This window comes from Fulvivirga lutimaris, assembly GCF_009711525.1.
In the GTDB taxonomy this organism is placed as follows: Bacteria; Bacteroidota; Bacteroidia; order Cytophagales; family Cyclobacteriaceae; genus Fulvivirga; species Fulvivirga lutimaris.
The window spans coordinates 2,033-6,238 of the sequence record NZ_SMLV01000221.1; the positions used below are offsets into that span (position 1 = coordinate 2,033).

At 40.4% G+C, this 4,206-nt stretch carries 5 protein-coding genes; all 5 read right to left on the reverse strand.

The genetic code is table 11. The features are described from left to right. A partial coding sequence (locus tag E1140_RS21330; RefSeq protein WP_185153386.1) for a hypothetical protein occupies positions 1-230 on the reverse strand: 230 nt, incomplete at its 3' end. 207 nt (positions 231-437) lie between these two features. Further along, positions 438-1,922, reverse strand: coding sequence for an NAD(P)H-hydrate dehydratase (locus E1140_RS02440; RefSeq protein WP_155178675.1), 1,485 nt, complete (start codon positions 1,920-1,922; stop codon positions 438-440). Next, the gene (locus E1140_RS02445) at positions 1,922-3,139 is read right to left on the reverse strand and encodes an NADH-quinone oxidoreductase subunit D (RefSeq protein ID WP_155178677.1); all 1,218 of its coding nucleotides are present in this window, start codon (positions 3,137-3,139) and stop codon (positions 1,922-1,924) included. Before E1140_RS02445 ends, E1140_RS02440 begins: the two co-directional genes overlap by 1 nt. 3 nt (positions 3,140-3,142) lie before the next feature. Further along, on the reverse strand, positions 3,143-3,679 hold the full coding sequence (locus tag E1140_RS02450) for an NADH-quinone oxidoreductase subunit C (RefSeq protein ID WP_155178679.1): 537 nt from the start codon (positions 3,677-3,679) through the stop codon (positions 3,143-3,145). Continuing rightward, the gene (locus E1140_RS02455; protein WP_185153387.1) at positions 3,672-4,187 is read right to left on the reverse strand and encodes an NADH-quinone oxidoreductase subunit NuoB; all 516 of its coding nucleotides are present in this window, start codon (positions 4,185-4,187) and stop codon (positions 3,672-3,674) included. The genes E1140_RS02450 and E1140_RS02455 overlap by 8 nt, the downstream gene beginning before the upstream one ends. Between the last annotated feature and the right edge of the window lie 19 nt (positions 4,188-4,206).

Here is a 4,206-nt window from a genome sequence, read left to right on the forward strand (position 1 = left end):
ACTGTATTGCCAATAATGTTATGCACAGTCAAAGTAGCATTTTCAAAGGTGGCATTATTGATTTTTATTTCCAGATAATCCATAGTTGGGTTAGGAAATAATTTCACCTCATTTTTTTCTGATAAAGACTCATTAGCGAATCTATTCAACTCACCAGTGTTTTGAGCAAAAGAAACCTGTCCAACACCGGCAATCAATAATGTAATAAGTAGATATTTGGCAAATTTCATTTTTTACTTTTTCTATTCAAGAGCAAGAATCAAACCAAAAAATACAATTTTTAAAAACTTGATTCGTTGCCAACACTTTTTTCTATTACGGCTATCAAAGGCAAAAGTTATAACTATCCGAAGGTTTTCTGAAAAAATACAACGAACCACCTCAAAACTTTAGCGAAAGGTCACTTTAACAAAAAAAGTTAACAATTAGATAACATTCTATGACGTCAGGATCTGATAAGCTGAAGGAATCATTTCTATAATATCAGAAGCCATCATGCCCCTTTCATGATAGGTATCTGCAGCTATGTCCCCGGCTAACCCATGAAGATACACGCCAATTTTGGCTGCATCCAGAGGCTGATAACCTTGAGCAACCAGTGCTGTGAGCATTCCCAGAAGCACATCTCCACTTCCTCCTTTTCCCATACCTGGATTGCCAGTTGAATTAAAATATACCTTACCATCAACTGATGCAATGGCGGTATGTGCTCCTTTTAAAACCACAATAAGCTGATACTTTTTAGCTAGCTGCCTGAGTTTATCTAGCCTATTAAAATCATCAGACCACGAACCAACGAGTCTTTCAAATTCCTTGGGGTGAGGTGTAAGTATTGAGTTTTTGGGGATCAATTCCAATAATTCCTGATTTTCAGAAATAATATTTAAGGCATCGGCATCAATAACTAAGGGCTTTGATACTGATCGGAGCAACTCCGCCAAAGCCTTTACAGTACTGATATGCTTCCCTAACCCGGGGCCAATTCCAATTGCTGAATATGTTTCAACATCACCGATTTCTGAAATATGCTCATCATTGACATCCGGTATAGACATGGCCTCAGGAACTGACACTTGGATAATCTCATTACCCTTTCCTGGCATGTGCACTGACAAAAGGCCAATTCCAGTTCGTAAAGCTGCCATAGCTGACAATACTGCCGCTCCCATTTTGCCATATGAACCAACTATGAGCAAACCATGGCCGTTCGATCCTTTGTGGCTGAACTTAGGTAAAGGCTTAATTAAATGACTAATATCTTCGTTCACCAAATAGTAAAAGTCAGAGTCTGTAGATTGAATAAACTGCTGGGAAAGCCCAATGTCAACTGCTTCCCAAGCTCCAACATAAGGATAACTATCAGGAAACATAAATGCCAACTTGGGCAGCTGAAAGGTGACTGTAGCATTTGCTTTTACTATTGCATCACCTGCGGAAGTTTTGTCTGCAAAAAGCCCTGAAGGTATATCAACAGAAATAACAGTATTATCAAGTGAATTAACCTGCTGAATAACATCAGCATAATGACCTTTAACAAGTCTTGACAATCCTGAACCGAAAATAGCATCAATAATAACTGAACCGGCTTCAATTTCAGGAAGAGTATCCTCAATAATCTGAGGTTTAACATCCAGCCTTTTCCAATTCAATTTAAAGTCAGCCGAACCCTTTTCTATATCTCCAATAACAAACACATTAGCATCATACCCTCTGGATATAAGAATGCGAGCAATAGCCAACCCATCGCCACCGTTATTACCAATACCACAGATCACTTCTATTTTTTTGGTGAAGACATTCTCAACAAACCAATCACAAAAAGCCTGGGAGGCTCTTTCCATCAGATCGATTGAAGCTATGGGCTCGTGTTTGATGGTGTATTCATCTAGCGCCCGAGTATCTTCAATGCTTAAAATTTTCATTATCTATCGACTTCGCCAAGTACAATGTCTATGGAGCCCAAAATGGCAATCAAATCTGCTATCATACTGCCCCTGGATATATCTGCAATTACCGAAAGGTTAGAAAAACAGCATGAGCGAGCTTTACAACGGAAAGGCATATCACTGCGGCCATCAGCCCTGAAATAAAAGCCCAATTCACCTTTAGGGTTCTCTGCCCTGATGTATAAATCCTGCGCCTTTGGTCTTATCTTCTTGGGTACAATTTCTTGAGGGTCAAAATCACGAGTACGTTTATGTTCATTCTGTAGCTTAACCAGGCACTGTTCAATAATGCTTACCGACTCATGAATTTCTCTTACCCTAACAAAAGTACGATCCCAGCAATCACCTGTTGTTCCCATCTGCCCACTACCGATCGGAATATTAAAATCGATCTCAGGATAAACAGAGTAAGCATCAACTTTACGAAGGTCAAACTTAAGCCCCGAAGCCCTAAGCATAGGACCTGTAACACCGTAATTGATGGCTAAGTCCAATGGCAGCACACCAACATTAGCTGTTCTATTTATAAATATCTTGTTGTCCGTTACTAGGGTCTCAAGCTCTTTGAGCTTTGGCTTCAGGTATTTAACAAACTCAGTACACCTATCTTCAAAACCGATAGGTAAATCATAAAACAATCCACCAATCCAGATGTAGTTATAGAGCATTCTGGCACCAGAAACCCATTCAAGCAGTCTTTGTATATGCTCTCTATCACGCATCATCCAAAAGAAAGGGGTAAAGGCGCCAATATCCATAGCGTAGGTGCCTACCGCCACAAAGTGCGAGGCCAACCTGTTAAGCTCCGCCACTAATACCCTGATATATTCTACACGCTTAGGGATTTGCTCAGATATGCCCAACATCTTTTCTACACCCAAAGCATAAGCATGCTCATTATTAATGGCCGCCACATAGTCCATTCGATCTACATAGGGAATAATTTGATTATAAGGCAAAGCTTCAGCGTGCTTTTCAAAACAGCGATGCAGGTAGCCGATGTGAGGAATAACATCTTTGATAATTTCATTGTCAGTCAAAACCTCCAAACGCAACACACCATGTGTTGATGGATGCTGCGGTCCAAGGTTGACCACCAGCTCATCTGATTTTAGATTAGCTTCAACATACTTATTAGGCTCTGAAGCAACCAGACCTCCTTCTTGATATTGATATTGAATTTTACTCGCCAAAACTTATTCTCTACCTTCTGGTTGATCTTCTTTATTTAATAAATCTTCGTGCGCGACTGTCATGCCTCTATATTTATCCTGATGCTTGTAATCTTTTCGAAGCGGGTACCCTTCCCAATCTGCTGGCAATAGAATGCGTCTCAAATCAGGGTGATCTTTGAAATTGATTCCGAACAAATCATACGTTTCACGTTCCATCCAGTCCGCAGCACGCCAGATTGAAACCAGTGAAGGCACCTCTGGCTGCTCTCTAAATACTTTTAATTTAATGGCAACGCTTTGTTCGAATGGAATGGAATATAGATTATAAATCACTTCCATCGTTCCCACTTCAGGGCCATTGTCTATACCGGTGATGCAAGACAGCATGTCGAAATACAAGCGCTCATCTTTATGAAGGAATTCAAAAATTGATAGACTTTGATCAATAGCTATTTCTACAACTGTTGGATTCGAAGCTTCTACCACATCAATAACGGCAGCCTCCCCAAAGGTGCTTTTGATCAGTTCAACGATTTGATTAGTATCGAACTCAGCCATTTTGCATCATCTTTTCAAGTGCCTTAGGTGCCATCAAACTTTCATTCCTAATATTCTCTTGCAGTTTCAAGAAGCCACCAATTAAGGCCTCGGGCCTCGGAGGGCAACCGGGCACATAAACATCTACAGGTATAATTTTATCCACACCTTTAACCACATGATAGCCATGTTCCCAATACGGGCCACCACAGTTTGAGCATGAACCCATAGATATCACATATCTAGGTTCGGCCATTTGCTCATAAAGTCGTTTAATTCTATCGGCCATTTTAAAAGTGACAGTACCAGCCACTATCATAATATCAGCCTGTCTTGGAGAAGCTCTGGGAGCCATACCAAAACGGTCCATATCATAAGCAGAAGTACCGGTGCTCATAAACTCTATAGCGCAACATGCCAGCCCAAATGTCATGGGGAACATAGAGGATAATCTGGCCCAATTGATGAGGTCATCAATTTTGGTAACAATTACACCTCCACTATTAAATTCTTTATCTAGTAAGCCCACTTTAGTAGTAAGTATTTAG